The 14,452-nt window shown below is 74.2% G+C and carries 13 protein-coding genes; 5 read left to right on the top strand and 8 right to left on the bottom strand.

Going from position 1 to position 14,452, the window contains the following annotated elements; genetic code table 11:
- Positions 1-89: 89 nt before the first annotated feature.
- The 4 genes from ACFU5J_RS15675 (at position 90) to ligD (ending at position 4,569) form a co-directional block, all read left to right on the top strand.
- Positions 90-875 carry a peptidylprolyl isomerase gene (locus ACFU5J_RS15675; RefSeq protein ID WP_430579348.1) on the top strand — a complete coding sequence of 262 codons (786 nt, stop codon included), beginning with the start codon at positions 90-92 and terminating at the stop codon, positions 873-875.
- Positions 872-2,710, top strand: coding sequence for a DUF349 domain-containing protein (locus ACFU5J_RS15670; protein ID WP_430579338.1), 1,839 nt, complete (start codon positions 872-874; stop codon positions 2,708-2,710). Before ACFU5J_RS15675 ends, ACFU5J_RS15670 begins: the two co-directional genes overlap by 4 nt.
- A 73-nt stretch (positions 2,711-2,783) precedes the next feature.
- Positions 2,784-3,470, top strand: a complete 687-nt coding sequence (locus ACFU5J_RS15665) for a hypothetical protein (protein WP_430579337.1) — start codon at positions 2,784-2,786, stop codon at positions 3,468-3,470.
- Positions 3,471-3,480: 10 nt separating this feature from the next.
- The gene (gene ligD, locus ACFU5J_RS15660) at positions 3,481-4,569 is read left to right on the top strand and encodes a non-homologous end-joining DNA ligase (protein WP_430579336.1); all 1,089 of its coding nucleotides are present in this window, start codon (positions 3,481-3,483) and stop codon (positions 4,567-4,569) included.
- A gap of 15 nt (positions 4,570-4,584) precedes the next feature.
- On the opposite strand, the gene ACFU5J_RS15655 is transcribed toward ligD, so the two are convergent.
- The 3 genes from ACFU5J_RS15655 to ACFU5J_RS15645 form a co-directional block, all read right to left on the bottom strand.
- Positions 4,585-5,115: a dihydrofolate reductase family protein gene (locus ACFU5J_RS15655; protein ID WP_430575767.1), complete on the bottom strand. Its 531-nt coding sequence runs from the start codon at positions 5,113-5,115 to the stop codon at positions 4,585-4,587.
- A gap of 72 nt (positions 5,116-5,187) precedes the next feature.
- Positions 5,188-6,345, bottom strand: coding sequence for an ATP-dependent DNA ligase (locus ACFU5J_RS15650; RefSeq protein ID WP_430579335.1), 1,158 nt, complete (start codon positions 6,343-6,345; stop codon positions 5,188-5,190).
- Between the two features lie 10 nt (positions 6,346-6,355).
- The gene (locus tag ACFU5J_RS15645) at positions 6,356-6,766 is read right to left on the bottom strand and encodes a nitroreductase/quinone reductase family protein (RefSeq protein WP_430579334.1); all 411 of its coding nucleotides are present in this window, start codon (positions 6,764-6,766) and stop codon (positions 6,356-6,358) included.
- A 108-nt stretch (positions 6,767-6,874) separates the two neighbouring features.
- On the opposite strand from ACFU5J_RS15645, the gene ACFU5J_RS15640 reads away from it, so the two are divergent.
- Positions 6,875-7,642: a TetR/AcrR family transcriptional regulator gene (locus tag ACFU5J_RS15640; RefSeq protein WP_430579333.1), complete on the top strand. Its 768-nt coding sequence runs from the start codon at positions 6,875-6,877 to the stop codon at positions 7,640-7,642.
- Here the strand turns inward: ACFU5J_RS15640 and ACFU5J_RS15635 are convergent.
- The 5 genes from ACFU5J_RS15635 to yajC form a co-directional block, all read right to left on the bottom strand.
- The gene (locus ACFU5J_RS15635; protein ID WP_430575771.1) at positions 7,587-9,947 is read right to left on the bottom strand and encodes a RelA/SpoT family protein; all 2,361 of its coding nucleotides are present in this window, start codon (positions 9,945-9,947) and stop codon (positions 7,587-7,589) included. The two genes, ACFU5J_RS15640 and ACFU5J_RS15635, sit on opposite strands and share 56 nt — an antisense overlap.
- Before the next feature lie 53 nt (positions 9,948-10,000).
- Positions 10,001-10,612, bottom strand: a complete 612-nt coding sequence (locus tag ACFU5J_RS15630) for an adenine phosphoribosyltransferase (protein ID WP_430579332.1) — start codon at positions 10,610-10,612, stop codon at positions 10,001-10,003.
- 16 nt (positions 10,613-10,628) lie between these two features.
- Positions 10,629-11,726: a protein translocase subunit SecF gene (gene secF, locus ACFU5J_RS15625; protein ID WP_430579331.1), complete on the bottom strand. Its 1,098-nt coding sequence runs from the start codon at positions 11,724-11,726 to the stop codon at positions 10,629-10,631.
- Entirely contained in the window at positions 11,726-13,855 is a 2,130-nt protein-coding gene (gene secD / locus ACFU5J_RS15620) for a protein translocase subunit SecD (RefSeq protein ID WP_430579330.1), read from the bottom strand. Before secD ends, secF begins: the two co-directional genes overlap by 1 nt.
- A gap of 127 nt (positions 13,856-13,982) precedes the next feature.
- Positions 13,983-14,429 (bottom strand): preprotein translocase subunit YajC, encoded by a 447-nt coding sequence (gene yajC / locus ACFU5J_RS15615; RefSeq protein ID WP_430575775.1) that lies wholly within the window; start codon positions 14,427-14,429, stop codon positions 13,983-13,985.
- Positions 14,430-14,452 lie beyond the last annotated feature (23 nt).

The following is a 14,452-nucleotide window of genomic DNA, read 5'->3' as shown; positions in this document are numbered from 1 at the left end:
GGGTGTGACCTGCGTCCCGGCCTCTAGACTGTCCTCCGCGCGCGGAAGTTCCCGTGCGAGACGGGACGACCGAGGAGGTGCCCCCGACGGTGGCGGCCACCAAGCGCGAGCGTGAGTACGCCCGCAAGCGGCAGGAGAAGTGGGAGCAGCGGCAGGCGCAGGCGCGCGCCCGGCGGCAGCGGGCGTTCGCGATCGTGGCGATCGTGGCCGTCCTCGCACTCGTGGGCGGCGGCTTCGTGATCGCGAACCTCGGCAGCGCCGCGAACCCGACCGCCACCCCGACGCCGCAGGCCGCCGGGGACTGCCCCGCCGCCTCGACCGAGGCCCGCTCGGGCGGGGACCTGCCCGACCCGTCGGCCGCCGAGGACCGCACCTGGACCGCCACGCTGGACCTGTGCGCGGGCGGGACCGACTCGCAGGTCGTGGTCGAGCTGGACGGCGCCGCCGCCCCGCAGGCGGTCGCGAGCTTCGTGTCCCTCGCGAAGAAGGGGTACTACGACGACACCCCCTGCCACCGGCTCACCACGCAGGGCATCTTCGTGCTCCAGTGCGGCGACCCGACGGGGACGGGCACCGGCGGCCCGGGCTACTCGTACGGCCCGATCGAGAACGCCCCGAAGGACGACGTGTACCCCGCGGGGACCATCGCGATGGCCCGCCAGGGCAACGACGGCGAGTCGATGGGCTCGCAGTTCTTCATCGTGTACCAGGATTCGACCATCCCGTCCGACACCGCGGGCGGGTACACGGTGCTCGGCACCGTCACGTCCGGCCTGGACGCCGTCCAGGCAGTCGCTGACGAGGGCAAGTCGAGCGGAACCGGCGACGGTCCGCCCAACAGCCCCGTCATCATCGAAGGAGTGGAGACCCAGTGAGCGAGAGCACCCCCGGCTCGACCGGCCCCGAGGAGACCCCGGCCGGCACCGAGGAGACGGCCGAGACTCCATCGCAGACGACCCCGGACCAGGCGGCCCCACCGACCCCGGCTACCGACGAGCAGCCCGCCGCTGCCGAGGCCGCCGTGACGGCGGAGCCCCAGGCCACGGAGGCGGACCCCGCGCCCGAGACGGCGGACGCCGCCCCGGAGCCCGGGACGACCGCCGACTCCGAGGCCTCCGGCACCCCCGCGCCCGAGCCCGCCGAGGCGCCTGCCGAGCCCGCGGCTGCTGAGGCCGCTCCGGTCGAGGCCGCTCCGGTCGAGGCCGCTCCGGTCGAGGCCGCTCCGGTCGAGGCCGCTCCGGTCGAGGCCGCTCCGGTCGAGCCGACCCCGGCCCCGGCGAAGCCGGCGGCGCCGGCGGCGCCCAAGCCGTCGGCCGTGCCGAAGCCCCGCCCGGGCGCGCCCAAGCCGTCGGCCGTGCGCCGCCCGGCGGCGCCCACGCCCGCGGACGTCCCGCCGGCCGAGGCCGCCACCCCGGTGACGCCGGTCGCGCCGCCTGCCCACGACGCCGCCCAGGCGGCCGCCGCCGAGGCGTTCGGCCGGGTGGACGAGGACGGCACCGTGTACGTGCGGGAGGCTGCCGGCGAGCGCCAGGTCGGCCAGTTCCCTGGCGTCGACACCTCGGAGGCGATGAGCCTCTACGTGCGCCGGTACCTCGACCTCGACGCCAAGGTCGCCCTGTTCGAGACGCGTCTCGACAGCGCCGACCTGTCCGTGCGGGAGATCGATCAGACCCTCACGAAGCTCGCCGAGGAGACCGGCGAGCCGGCCGCCGTCGGCGACCTGGACGCCCTGCGCTCCCGCGTCGAGGGCCTCAGGGCCCGTGCGGCGGAGCGGCGTGCGGCGCTCGAGCAGGAGCGTGCCGCGGCCAAGGCGGAGGCCGTCGCGGCTCGCACGGAGATCGTCGACGCGGCCGAGAAGATCGCCGGCACCGACCCCGCCAAGATGCAGTGGCGCCCGGCGGGCGAGGAGCTGCGCGGCCTGCTCGACCAGTGGAAGGACGCGCAGCGCAACGGGCCGCGCATCGACCGTCCGACGGAGGAGGCCCTCTGGAAGCGGTTCAGCCACGCCCGTACCGCGTTCGACCGTGAGCGTCGGCACTTCTTCGCCGACCTCGAGCAGCGCAACAGCGCCGCCAAGGCGGAGAAGGAGAAGCTGGTCGCCGAGGCGGAGGCCCTGAGGGACCACACCGACTGGGGCGCCACCGCGGCGGCCTACCGCGACCTCATGGCGCGCTGGAAGGCCGCCGGCCGGGCCAGCCGCAAGGACGACGACGCGCTGTGGGCCAAGTTCCGGGCCGCGCAGGACGCCTTCTTCGGGGCGCGGGACGCGGAGAACGCGGCGATCGACGCCGAGTACGGGCAGAACCTCGTGGTCAAGGAGGCGCTGCTCGTCGAGGCGGAGGCGCTGCTGCCGGTCACGGACCTCGCCGCCGCGAAGGCCGCGCTGCGCGACCTGCAGGAGCGGTGGGAGGACGCCGGCAAGGTGCCCCGCGGCGACGTGCAGCGCGTCGAGGGCCGCATGCGCGCGGTCGAGACGGCGGTCCGCAACGCGGAGCAGGCCCGCTGGGACCGCACCAACCCCGAGACCCGTGCGCGGGCCGAGGGCGCGGCGGCGCAGCTCGAGGCGGCCATCGAGGGCCTCGAGCGCGACCTCGCAACGGCGCGCGAGTCCGGCGACGCCCGCCGGGTCGAGGAGGCCGAGACCGCCCTCGCCGCCCGCCGCGCGTGGCTGGAGCAGGTGGTGCGCGCGGCCGAGGAGACCCGCGGCTGACGCTGCGCGCCTCGCGGCCGCGGCCGTCCACAGGCCGCCCCTGAAGGGGTCCACGACCGGATACGTTCCGGTCGTGGCCCCCTTCGCCGTCTCGGCCTCGCTCCCCCCGCACCCGCGCGCCGACGCCGGCACCGCCCGGCTCGGGGCGCTCCTCGCCCCGCCGCCGCGGGGATCGGGCCCGCTGGTGCGCCCGCACGACGTCGGCGGGCGGGCGGCCTGGGACGTGCTGGTGCGGGACGGCGCCCTCGAGGTCCTCCGCGGGGACGCAGCCGTCGCCGCCGGGACTCCGGTGACCCCCGCCCTGCGGGCGACGCTGCTCGCGGCGGAGCTGCCCACCGGCGGTGTCCTCGCGGGCCGCAGCGCCGCCTGGGTGCACGCCGGGCGGCCCGCGGCGGTCCAGGCGGCGTCGTGCCTCGACGTCACCTACGCCGCCGGTGGTCACCGGCCGGAGGTCTGGAGCGCCGGGCTCGTGTGGCAGGCTCCGTTGCTCCGCGGCGACACCCAGGAGGTCGGCCGGGTGCGCGTGACGGCCCCGCTGCGGACCGTCGTGGACGTCGCCCTCCACGTCCCCGGCGACGAGGGGGCCGCCGGGCTCGCCCGCGTCCTTGCGGGCGCGTGCGGGCTGGACCTCTCCGACGCGGCGCGGCTGCTGGAGCGCCGGACCCGCGCGGTCGGGCGGCCGCGGGCGCGCCGCGTGCTCGAGCTCGCACGCTCCGGGGCGACGGAGCCCCTCCGTGCGGCGCCCGTCGCCCTGCCCTAGGTTGAGGCGCATGGCCCCCGCCGCACCCGCCGTCGAGCTCGACGCCGCCGGACGCGCCGTCCGCGTCTCCAGCCCCGACCGCGTCGTCTTCCCCGAGCTGCCCGACCGCCCGGAACTCACGAAGCGCGAGATCGTCGAGTACTTCCTGTCCGTGGGCGAGGGCATCCTCGGCGCCCTGCTGCACCGGCCGACCACCCTCGAGCGGTGGCCGAAGGGCTGGTGGCCCGAGGCCGTGATGGCCACGCGCGCGGACAACCGCGGCGACGCGTTCTACCAGAAGCGCCTCCCCCAGGGGGCACCGGACTGGGTGGAGACCGCCACCATCGCCTTCCCCAGCGGACGCACGGCCGACGAGGTGGCGCCCACCGAGCTGGCGGTCGTCGCGTGGGCGGCGAACCTCGGCACCCTCACGTTCCACCCGTGGCCCGTGCGGCGCGACGACGTCGAGGCCGTGGACCAGCTCCGCATCGACCTCGACCCCCAGCCCGGCACCACGTTCGACGACGCCGCCACCGTCGCTCCCCACCTGCGCGACCTGCTCGCCGAGCTCGGCCTCACGGGCTACCCGAAGACGTCGGGTGGGCGGGGCCTGCACGTCTTCGTGCCGCTCGCGCCCCGCTGGTCGTTCCAGCAGGCCCGACGCGCCACGATCGCCGTCGGCCGGGAGCTGGAGCGGCGCCTCCCCGACCAGGTCACCACCAAGTGGTGGAAGGAGGAGCGGGGCGTCAAGATCTTCGTCGACTACAACCAGATGGCGCGCGACCGCACCATCGCGTCGGCGTACTCCGTGCGCGCCAACAAGCGCGCCACGGTCTCCACCCCGCTCGAGTGGGACGAGGTCGGCGAGGTCCACCCGGACGACTTCGACGTCACCACCGTGCCCGCCCGGTTCGCCGAGCGCGGCGACCTGTTCGCGCCGCTGCGCGCCGACCGCGACCCCGCGCTCGACTGCTCGCTCGACGCCGCCCTCGAGCTCGCCCGCCGCGACGAGGAGGAGCACGGGCTGGGCGACCTGCCCTATCCCCCCGAGTACCCGAAGATGCCGGGCGAGCCGAAGCGGGTGCAGCCCAGCCGCGACACGGACCGCAAGCGGTCCTGATCCAGCCCGCGACGATCAGGGACGGGTGTAGCGCAGGAAGACGGACCCGTCGCCGAGCGGCACGCACTCCGCGCGCACGAGGTCGGCCCGCATCCCGTCGGGCAGCAGCCGCAGCCCGCCCCCGGCGACGTGCGGCACGATGCGGATCGTCATCTCGTCGACCAGCCCGGCCCGCAGCGCGCCGGCGGCCGTCGTGGGCCCCGACACCTCGACGGCGCCGTCCGCGGCCGCCGCGATCTCGGCGAGGCGGGCCGTCGTGAGCCGCGGCTCGAGGGTGGTGCGCGGCGCGTCGACGGCGCCGAGGCTGTCGGAGCAGACGATCTTGTCGATCCCGCGCCAGATCTCCGCGAACTCGTCCGAGGCGTCGCTCTGCCCCGGGGGCCACGTGTCCCACACGCGCATGGTCTCGAACATGTTCCGGCCCACGACGAACGTCCCCACGTCCCGGACCCGGTCGTTGATGAACGCGTGGACGGCGTCGTCCGGCGCGCTCCAGTCGAAGCCGCCGCCGGCGTCGGCCACGTAGCCGTCGAGCGAACAGCTCATCAGTCCGTACCTGAGGGTTCCCATGCTCCCTAGACCCCGGCGTCGGTCGCGACTCATCGGCGGGGCCGGCGGTCAGGCGGTGCCCGGCGCCCCGGGCAGCAGGCCGGCCAGGTCGTAGCCGACCGGCTCCTCGAGCTGCGCGTACGTGCACGAGGCCGGGTCGCGGTCGGGCCGCCACCGCTTGAGCTGCGCGGTGTGGCGGAACCGGCTGCCCTCCATGTGGTCGTACCCGACCTCGAGCACCCGCTCCACCCGCAGCGGGGTGAACGAGAGGTCCTTGCCCGCGCTCCAGCGCGACTGGGCGCCGGGTCGCCGCTCCCCCGTGCTGCCGTCGGCGACGGCCGGGTCCTGCCAGTTCGCCCAGGGGTGCGCGGCGGCGGCGTCGCTGCCGGGCTCGACGACGAGCGGCGCGAGCTCGGCGTGCAGCGCGGCCCTGCGGGCGGCGGGGAACGAGGCCGAGACGCCCACGAACTGGAGGCTGGCGGGGTCGTCGCCGTCGGCGTACAGCCCGAGCAGGAGCGACCCGATGAGGGGCGCCTCGGGCGTCGACGTCTTGTGCAGCCGGTAGCCGGCCAGGACGACGTCGGCGGTCCGGGCGTGCTTGATCTTCAGCAGCGCGCGCTTGTTCGGCTGGTACGCGTCGTCGAGCCGCTTGGCGACCACCCCGTCGAGGCCGGCGCCCTCGAACGTCGCGAACCAGTCCCGGGCGACGGCGGCGTCCTGCGTGCGCGGCGTCGCGTGCACCTGCGGCCCGGCGAGCCCCAGCCCGTCGAGCGCGGCCAGCCGCTCCCCCAGCGGGCGCCCGGACAGGTCGTCGTCACCCAGGGCGAGGAGGTCGAAGACGACGAGGCTCGCCGGCGTCTCGGAGGCGAGCATCCGCACGCGCGACTCCGCGGGGTGGATGCGCTGACCCAGCGCGTCGAAGTCGAGGTGTGCGGACCGGCCCGAGGCCTCGTCGCCGGGCCGCGCGACGACGATCTCGCCGTCGACCACGCACCGCGTCGGCAGCGCGTCGAGGACGGCGTCGACGACGTCCGGGAAGTAGCGCTGCATCGGCCGCCCGTTGCGGGAGTCGATCCGCACGTCGTCGCCGTCCCGGAAGACGAGAGCGCGGAAGCCGTCCCACTTCGGCTCGTACACCCAGGTGGGGGCGCCGTCCGGCTGGCCGGGCACGTCCGGCACCGACTTGGCGAGCATGGGCAGCAGCGGCGGCTCGAGCGGCAGCGTCATGCTGGCGAACCTACTCCGCGCGTGCGACCGGCACCTCTGCAGGTGCGGGCGCCCCCGGGCCCGCGAGCGGGTCCAGCCGGACGGTGACCGTCACGCGGCCCGCGTCGTCCCGGACGGCGACGGCGTGCCCCGGGCGCGCGACGCCGTCGACCTCGACGGTGGCCGCGGCGCCGGCGCCCAGGAAGTTGCGCCACCAGAGCTTCGCGTCCGGGAGCATGGCGCCGATCGTGACGACCTCCCCCCGCCTGCGGTAGCCCACAGGGATGCTGAACACCCGCCCCGACCGCCGGCCGGTGTACGTGAGGATCGTCAGGTGCCGGCGTGCCGCCCCGCCCCAGCGCGGCGAGGACCGCCAGGCGAGCACGCCGGTGTTGAACGCTCGGACGAACCGACGGACGAACGGGGACTGCAAGGACGGCACGGGATCTCCAGCGGGACGGTGCGGCGGGTCGAGAACGACCCGGGGGCCACGTGCCACCCTAGGGGCGCAAGCGGAGCACCCCCTCCACTTCTGCGTAGTCTGAGAAGGATGACCGCCACTTCCTCTCACGTGCCCCCGCGCGACGACGCCGACCGGTCCCCCGCCGACACCGCCGCCGGCGCCGCGACGATGCGGTCCGACGCCCGCCGCAACCGCGACCGGATCGTCGCGGTCGCGCGGCGGCTCTTCGCCGAACGCGGTCTCGACGTCCCGATGGCCACGGTGGCCCGGCACGCCGGGGTGGGCGTCGCCACGCTCTACCGCCGGTTCCCGACCCGCGACGACCTCGTCCAGCAGGTCTTCGCGGAGCAGTTCGCCCGGTGCGCTGCCGACGTGGACGCCGCGACGCAGGACCCCGACCCGTGGCGCGGCTTCGTCACCGCGGTCACGCGGGTCTGCCAGACCCAGGCGGTGGACCGCGGGTTCAGCGCCGCCTTCCTCGCGTCCGTGCCGCGGGCCGGCGACGCCACGGCGATCGGTCGTGAGCGTGACCGGGTGTTCGCGTCGCTGGCCGGGCTCGTCGCCCGCGCCCAGGCCTCGGGCGCGCTGCGCCCCGACGTCACCCTCGACGACCTCGCCCTCGTGGTGATGGCGAACGACGGCGTCGTGGCCGCGGCGGCCGACCCGACCGGGAGCGCGTCGCGGCGGCTCGTCGCCGTGCTGCTCGGCGGGTTCCGCGCCGCTCCCGGCGCCACCCCGCTGCCCCCGAGCGCGGGACCGACCCTCGGCGCCCTCATCTCCGGGACGCCGGCGCGCGAGGTCAGTGCGCCGCGCCCTCCGAGGCCTGCGGCATCTCGGCCGCCTTGGTCCCGGTGATCCGGTAGACGTCGAACACGCCGTCGACCTTGCGCACCGCCGTGAGGACCTGCTGCAGGTGCCCGGGCTCGGCCATCTCGAAGACGAACTTGGAGATCGCGATCCGGTCGGTCGACGTGGAGACCGTCGCCGACAGGATGTTGACGTGATAGTCCGACAGCACCTTCGTCACGTCGGAGAGCAGCCGGGACCGGTCGAGCGCCTCGACCTGGATCTGCACGAGGAACATCGTGTTGGCACCGGTCGTCCAGCTCACGTCGACCATGCGCTCCGGCTGGGCCTTCGCCAGCTGCTCGGCGTTGGCGCAGTCCGCGCGGTGCACGCTCACGCCCGCTCCCCGGGTCACGAACCCGACGATGGAGTCGCCCGGCACCGGCGTGCAGCACTTGGCGAGCTTGACCCAGATGTCGTCCACGCCCTTGACCACGATGCCGGGGTCGCCGGTGCGCCCGCGCCGCGTGGGCGTGCCGGGACGCGCGGCCTCGGCCGCGTCCTCCTCGGTGCCCTCCTCGCCGCCGAGCGACTTCACGAGCAGGTCGACCACGTGCGGCGCCGAGGCGTGCCCCTCGCCGACGGCCGCGTACAGCGCGGACACGTCGGCGTAGCGCATGTCGTTCGCCAGGCCGACGAGCGCCTCGTGGCTGAGCAGGCGCTGGATCGGCAGGTTCTGCTTGCGCATCGCCTTCGTGATGGCGTCCTTGCCCTGCTCGATCGCCTCCTCGCGCCGCTCCTTGGTGAACCACTGGCGGATCTTGTTGCGGGCGCGCGCGGACTTCACGAACGCGAGCCAGTCGCGCGACGGGCCCGCGGACTCCGCCTTCGAGGTGAGGATGTCGACCGTGTCGCCGTTCTGCAGCGTCGAGTCGAGCGGGACGAGGCGGCCGTTGACGCGAGCGCCCATCGTGCGGTGGCCCACCTCGGTGTGCACCGAGTAGGCGAAGTCGACCGGCGTGGCGCCGGCGGGCAGCGCCATCACCTCGCCCTTCGGCGTGAAGACGTACACCTCCGCGCCGCCGATCTCGTAGCGCAGGGAGTCGAGGAACTCGCTCGGGTCCGCGGTCTCGCGCTGCCAGTCGACGAGCTGGCGCAGCCAGGCCATGTCGTTGGCGCGCGGGTCGTCCGTGGCCGCCTTGCCGGCGGGCGCCATCTGCTTGTACTTCCAGTGCGCGGCGACGCCGTACTCCGCGCGCCGGTGCATGTCGTGCGTGCGGATCTGGATCTCGACCGGCTTGCCGCCCGGGCCCACGACCGTCGTGTGCAGCGACTGGTACATGTTGAACTTCGGCATCGCGATGTAGTCCTTGAACCGGCCCGGGACCGGGTTCCAGCGCGCGTGGAGCGCGCCGAGCACCGCGTAGCAGTCCCGCACCGTGTCCACGAGGACGCGCGTGCCGACGAGGTCGTAGATCTCCGCGAAGTCGTGCCCGCGCACGATCATCTTCTGGTAGATCGAGTAGTAGTGCTTGGGCCGACCGGTCACGGTGGCCTTGATCTTCGCGCTGCGCAGGTCGGCGGAGATCTGCTCCCGCACCACCGAGAGGTACTCCTCGCGGGCGGGCGCGCGCTCGGCCACCAGGTGCACGATCTCGTCGTACACCTTGGGGTAGAGCGTCTGGAAGGACAGGTCCTCCAGCTCCCACTTGATGGTGTTCATGCCCAGCCGGTGCGCCAGCGGGGCGTAGATCTCGAGCGTCTCGCGCGCCTTGCGCTGCGCCGACGACCCGGAGACGTACTTCCAGGTGCGGGCGTTGTGCAGCCGGTCCGCGAGCTTGATGACCAGCACGCGGATGTCCTTCGCCATCGCGACGACCATCTTGCGGACGGTCTCGGCCTGGGCCGCGTCGCCGTACTTCACCTTGTCGAGCTTGGTGACGCCGTCGACGAGCATGGCGATCTCCTCGCCGTACTCCCGCGTCAGCTCGTCGAGGCCGTAGTCCGTGTCCTCGACCGTGTCGTGCAGCAGCGCGGCCGCGAGGGTCGCGCCGTCGAAGCCGAGCTCGGCCAGGATCGTCGCCACGGCGACCGGGTGCGTGATGTACGGGTCGCCGGACTTGCGCTCCTGGCCGCGGTGACACCGCTCCGCCGTCGCGTAGGCGCGCTCGAGCACCGACAGGTCCGACTTCGGGTGGTTGGTGCGCACGGCCTGGAGCACGGGCTCCAGCGCGGGCGTGGTGGGCGGGGCGCCGCGCACCCCGAGCCGCACCAGCCGGTTGCGCACGCTGCGCCCGGAGCCGGCGCCGCGGCCGGCCGGCGCGGATCCCTGGGGCGCGGCGGCGGCGCGCGCGACCTTCGTCTCGTCGCTCATCTGCGCCTCCTTCCGCATCCACCGCGGGGTCACCGACGGCCGGGACGGCAAGTCTACGACTCCACGCGCAGCAGAGCCTCGACCGTCCGGCCCGGCAGCCGGTCGCGTCCGCCCAGGCCAGCGAGCTCGAGCAGGAACGCGAGGGCCACCACCTGGCCGCCCGAGCGCTCCACGAGCTCGGCCGCCGCGCGCGCCGTGCCGCCGGTGGCGAGCACGTCGTCGACGAGGAGAACACGCGCACCCGTGCTCAGTGTTCCCGTGCGCAGCTCGATCGCGGCCGAGCCGTACTCGAGGTCGTACTCCACGCGCTCCACCGGCGGCGGCAGCTTCCCGGCCTTGCGCAGCGGCAGGAAGCCGACGCCGAGGCGGGTCGCGAGCGGCGCCCCGAGCAGGAAGCCACGGGCCTCCATGCCGGCGACGACGTCCACGCCGCCGTCCGCGTCCACGAGCCCGGCGAACGCCTCGACGACGTCCGAGAGCGCCGGGCCGTCCGCGAGCAGCGGGGTGATGTCCCGGAACACGACCGGCGGGTGCGGGTAGTCCGGCACGTCCCGGATCAGCGCGCGGATCTCCGCGGCGCGCCCGGAGCCCAGGCCCCGCAGCCCGTCGAGCACGATGTCGTCCGGCCGGCCGTCACCGGCCGTGCCGTCGAAGGCGTCCGTCATCCCTGTCACCCGCGCCTCAGCGCGCGCGCTTGCGGCGCGGCTGGGCGCTGGCGCCCTGGTGCTGACCCGGCACGAGCTGCGCCGACCCGGTGGTGTACGCCTCGACCTCGGCCTCGTGGCCGCCCTCGGCGACCAGGCCGGCGCGGGCCTCGAGCACCGACTTCGTGTGCGCCGCGATGCGGGGCTCACGCTCCCGCAGGGAGACGTCCAGCGGGGTCGCGAGGAAGAGGGACGAGGCGGCGCCGACGGCGATACCGACGAACAGCGACAGCGACAGGTCGCGCAGCGTGCCCGCACCCAGCAGGAACGCCCCCACGAACAGGATGCTCGCGACCGGCAGCAGCGCCACGACCGAGGTGTTGATCGACCGGACCAGCGTCTGGTTGACGGCGAGGTTCGCCCGCTCCGCGTAGGTGCTGCGCGTCTGGGTGAGCACGTCCGCGGTGTTCTCGCGGACCTTGTCGAAGACGACCATCTTGTCGTACAGCGAGAAGCCGAGGATCGTCAGGAAGCCGATGATCGTCGACGGCGTGACCTCCCAGCCGATGGCGGCGTACACGCCGGCGGAGATGAGCAGGTCGCCGAGCATGGCGATGATCGCCGCCACCGACATCCGCCAGGCGCGGAAGTACACGGCCATGAACAGCGCCGCGGCGAGCACGAACACGACCGTGCCCCACAGGGCCCGGGTCGAGACGCCGGCGCCCCAGGTCGGGCCCACGAACGACGTGGTGATCGTCGACTCGTCCACGTCGTACGCCGTGGCGAGGTCGGCGACGATCTCCGACTCCTGCTCGGGCGTCACCTCCTCGGTCTGCACGCGGACCGACGAGCCGCCCACGATCGCGACGCGGGGCTCCTCACCGGGGAGGGTCTGGTGCACGACGTCGATCGCGAGCTGCTGCTCGGTCGAGGACGCGTTCGTCACGGTGAACTCCGTGCCGCCGCGGAAGTCGATGCCGAGCGTGAGGCCCTTGATCGCGATGATGAGGATCGAGGCGATCGCGAGCACCGCGGCGATCACGAACCAGCGCCGGCGGCGCTGCACGATCGGGTAGGACCGGCGGCCCGTGTACAGGTCGTTGCCCCACTGGGCGAAGTTGATGCGGGCCATCAGCGGCTCTCCTCGTTCGTGCCGGAGGGGTTCTCACCGGTCGCCGAGGGCGACGCACCGTCGTCGGGTCCTGGGTCGGGCTCGGCCTCCTGGGCCGCGGCCGCGCGACGCTCGGCGGCGCGGCGCTCGGCGATCGTCAGGCGACGGCCGGACGCGTCGGTCGCGGGACCCGCGGCCTGCCGCGCGCCGCTGTGCACAGGCTCAGGGGCCGTGGGCTCCGCCGACGTCGGCGCGCCGGAGGGCACACGGGCGGCCTCGGGCTCGACCTCGGTCGTGTCGCCGGCCGGGGCGGCGCCGGCCACGGCCGGCTCCGGCATCCGGACCCGCCCGGCGCCGACGTACCGCGGGCCGGAGCCCGCGCGCAGCCGCTCCGGCGACAGGCCGGACCAGAGGTGACCGTCCCGGAAGAACGGGATCTTGGTGATGACCTCCATCATCGGGTGCGTGAACCAGAACACCACGGCGACGTCGATGATCGTCGTCAGGCCCAGGGTGAACGCGAAGCCCTGCACGCCGCCGACGGCGAGGAAGTACAGGATGACGGCCGAGATCAGGTTGACGGCCTTCGCCGCGAGCACCGTGCGCCGCGCGCGGGCCCAGCCGCGCTCGACGGCGTAGGCCAGAGTTCTCCCGTCACGCAGCTCGTCACGGATGCGTTCGAAGTACACGATGAACGAGTCCGCGGTGAAGCCGATCGCGACGATCAGACCGGCGACGCCCGCGAGCGAGAGCCGGTAGCCCATCCCCCAGGAGAGCAGGGCGATGGACAGGTAGGTGATGACACCGGCGACGACCAGCGACGCGACGGTGAGCAGGCCCAGCGTGCGGTACTGCAGCAGCGAGTACACGACGACGAGCGCGAGGCCGATGAGACCCGCGATGAGGCCGTTGCGCAGCTGCTCGGAGCCGAGGGTCGCGGAGATGACCTCCTGGCTCTCCACCGTGTACTGCACCGGCAGCGCGCCGAAGCTGAGCTGGTTGGCGAGCGTGGCCGCCGAGTCCCGCGTGAAGGACCCGGAGATCACGGCGCTGCCGTCCGTGATCGCCTGCGACACGGACGGGGCCGAGACCACCAGGGTGTCGAGGACGATGGCGAACTGGTTGCGCGGCGCCTCGAGCGTGGCGAGGCGGCCCGTGGTCTCGCGGAACGCCTTCGCGCCCTCCGAGTCGAAGTCGAGGAAGACGCCCCACTCGTTGGTGGTGGTGCCGTTCGGCCCCGGCACCAGGCCCGAGCTCGCGTTGGCGATGTGGGTGCCCTCGATCTCCACCGGGCCGAGGATGTACTTGACCGCACCGGTCTCGTCACAGGTCACCAGCGGCTTGTCGGGGTCGTCCCCGCCGCCGCCCTTGAGGTTCTCCGGGTCGGTGCAGTCGAGCTTCTCGAACTGGGACTGGATCTCCGGCGTGACCTGCGCGAGGTCGCTCGGGTCGGACGTCGCGGCCTGGTCGCCCTCGGCCGGCGTCGACGTCGGCGAGGGGTCGGAGGACGCGCCGTCGCCGGACGTGGCGGTCGCGGTGGGCGTCGCCGTCGGGTCGGTGGCGTTGGCGAGGTCCGAGGGCAGGGTCACGGCCGCGCCGGCGCTCTTGCCGCTCGGCGTGGTGTCCGCGCTCTCGTCTGCCTTCGCGTCGTCGGCCGCGGCGTCGTCGGAGGACGCGCCCTCGGCGTCGCCGCTCGGCGAGGCGGACGGCTCGGGCGTCGGCGTGCCCGCGGCATAGGTCAGCACCGGGCGGAAGCGCATCTGGGCGGGCTGGGAGATGAGGTCGATGGTCTCCTGCGACACCTCGCCGGGGATCCCGACGACGATGTTCTTCGAGCCCTGGGCGGTGATCTCGGCCTCGGAGACGCCCGAGGAGTCGATGCGCTGCCGGATGACGTTGATCGACTCGTCGATCGTCTCCGACGTCACCTGCGACCCGTCGGTGGTGTCGGCCGTGAGGATCAGCTGCGTGCCGCCCTGCAGGTCGAGCGCCAGGCCCGGGGCCCAGCTCGCGCCGTCCGGGTTGGAGTCGGACTTGGCGTCCCAGAAGACGCCGGCGCCGAGGGCGAGGAACGGCAGGACGATCGTCAGGATCGTGAAGACCACGAGGGTGCGCGCCGAACGCGACCGCTTCGTGCGTGAGTTCGCCAACTTCTGTCTCTTCCCGTCTGCGCGCCGCCGAGGGTCGACGCGTGATGGCGCCGGCCGGGATCACCCCGACCGGCGCGTTGTCAGGCCGGCGGGCGCGAGCGCCCGCCGTCCCATGTCGCTGGTGCTGTCACTTCGTGGTGCCGGTCTCGCCCTCGTCGCGACGCTGCTGGTCCCGGTACTCCCGCTGCGCGGTGTCCAGGCTCGACAGGTCGTCGGGGACGTCGATGCGACCGTCGCCGGAGGTGATCGTACCGGTCGCGGTGGGGTCGGCTGTGACGTCAGTCTCGTCGGCCGCCTCGGTGGCGTCCTCGACCGGCGTGTCGACGCGCTTGGCGATCGCCGCACGGAGCCAGCGGGTCTGCGTGCCGGGGCTCGACTCGATGGTGACGGTGTCGTTCTCCTCGTCGATCTCCACCACGGTGCCGAAGAGGCCGGAGCCGGTCATGACCTCCTGGCCCGGGGCGAGCTGCGACCGGAACTCCTGCTGCGCGCGCTGCTGCTTTCGCGACCGCGAGCTCATGAAGAACATGAGGCCGGCGAGGACCACGAAGAGAATGATGATGGAGAAGTCCACGGAGCGTCCTTGTCTGTCGCTGC

It is taken from the genome of Isoptericola sp. NPDC057559, from assembly GCF_042801555.1.
GTDB lineage: Bacteria > Actinomycetota > Actinomycetes > Actinomycetales > Cellulomonadaceae > Isoptericola.
Note: the sequence above shows the minus strand (reverse complement) of the source record. Positions and strands in the feature narration are given on the sequence as shown.

Excerpts from the sequence above, each read along its gene's own strand:
- ligD (WP_430579336.1), top strand. The coding sequence starts at position 3,481 with ATGGCCCCCGCCGCACCCGCCGTCGAGCTCGACGCCGCCGGACGCGCC.
- ACFU5J_RS15655 (WP_430575767.1), bottom strand. The coding sequence starts at position 5,115 with ATGAGCTGTTCGCTCGACGGCTACGTGGCCGACGCCGGCGGCGGCTTC.
- ACFU5J_RS15650 (WP_430579335.1), bottom strand. The coding sequence starts at position 6,345 with ATGACGCTGCCGCTCGAGCCGCCGCTGCTGCCCATGCTCGCCAAGTCG.
- ACFU5J_RS15640 (WP_430579333.1), top strand. The coding sequence starts at position 6,875 with ATGACCGCCACTTCCTCTCACGTGCCCCCGCGCGACGACGCCGACCGG.
- ACFU5J_RS15635 (WP_430575771.1), bottom strand. The coding sequence starts at position 9,947 with ATGAGCGACGAGACGAAGGTCGCGCGCGCCGCCGCCGCGCCCCAGGGA.
- ACFU5J_RS15630 (WP_430579332.1), bottom strand. The coding sequence starts at position 10,612 with ATGACGGACGCCTTCGACGGCACGGCCGGTGACGGCCGGCCGGACGAC.
- secF (WP_430579331.1), bottom strand. The coding sequence starts at position 11,726 with ATGGCCCGCATCAACTTCGCCCAGTGGGGCAACGACCTGTACACGGGC.